1 protein-coding gene is annotated in these 1,165 nt (G+C 40.6%); it reads right to left on the bottom strand.

What is annotated here, in order from left to right; all coding sequences use genetic code 11:
• Positions 1 to 26 precede the first annotated feature (26 nt).
• Positions 27 to 974, bottom strand: coding sequence for an IS30 family transposase (locus ACQRBJ_RS16020; protein ID WP_445304227.1), 948 nt, complete (start codon positions 972 to 974; stop codon positions 27 to 29).
• Positions 975 to 1,165: the final 191 nt, after the last annotated feature.

Below are 1,165 nucleotides of genomic sequence, written 5' to 3'. Positions count from 1 at the left end.
CGCGAATTCAACAAGCAAGTGCAAAATTACGAAATGTTTTTGTAAAAGCACTCCTTTGGTGTTGAGAAATTCAATTTCTTTCTTGGTCTCTCATTAATTTTTGCCGTAAACTTTGTTATTTTCTGCTGACTGAAGTTTGAAAACGTAGCAGACTTAGGAATGTACTGCCTAACGAGTCCGTTTGCATTCTCAATAGCACCCTTTTGCCATGAGGAATACGGATCAGCAAAATACACTGGTACACCAAGAGATTTACTGATTATCTCATGTGCCGCAAATTCCACCCCATTGTCTGTTGTTATGGTCTTTATTTTTCCCTTGAATGGCATAAGTAGCTGCTTTACAGTCTCTGCCAATTTCTTAGCATTCTTTCCGTGCTTCAACTTTCTCATAAACAACATATTTGTTTGCTTTTCAACCAATGTGACAATTGCTCCACAATTACCCTTTCCAACGATTGTATCCATCTCAAAATCACCAAATCGCACTCCATCAACCTCTTTGGGTCTTTCACTGATACTCACACGATTAGGTATGACAATACGTTTGCCACCTACAGGTCTTGCACGATGCTTCAATCTGTGACGGCAATTTTTATATAAAGAGCCTCCCTCTTTTTTGTCTTTCCTGATGATGCGATAGATACTCTCCGTAGAGATGCGCTTGCCTTCTTTGGCAAGGTAGCCAGATATCTGTTCTGGGGACCATTGCTTCTCTTTTAGTAGGCGCAAAGCCTCTTCCCTTACTTCTTGGGAGATGCGACGATTGCCTGGAGTTCTGCGCTTTTTGCGGCGGGCATTGGCTTCTGCTGTTTCCCAGTTGTAATGGTTACGACTACCACTATTTCGCTTTAATTCGCGATAAATGGTGGATAAATCTACATTTATTGCCTTGGCAATATCTTTTTTACTCATTTTCTTTTGGAGTAACACATTTATTGTGTACCTTTGCTCCGAAATAATTTGTTTGTACATAGCAATGCAAATATAATTATTTCTGGGGAGACAGCGGTCTCCCCGTTTTATTTTATTGCATTGCTCATTGAATTTCTTGACATAGCTCAATACATGGGGGCTACTCGCCCCCAAACCCCTCGGTGTTTTCAGGTATAGATTATTAAGCCTGAAACCCCCTCAGATTTTTGCACTTCTATTGAGAACTTGCC

The sequence above is a fragment of the Prevotella sp. SGI.167 genome (assembly GCF_050313615.1).
GTDB lineage: Bacteria > Bacteroidota > Bacteroidia > Bacteroidales > Bacteroidaceae > Prevotella.
This window is presented reverse-complemented; position numbering and strand designations above follow the sequence as displayed.

Excerpts from the sequence above, each read along its gene's own strand:
- ACQRBJ_RS16020 (WP_445304227.1), bottom strand. The coding sequence starts at position 974 with ATGTACAAACAAATTATTTCGGAGCAAAGGTACACAATAAATGTGTTA.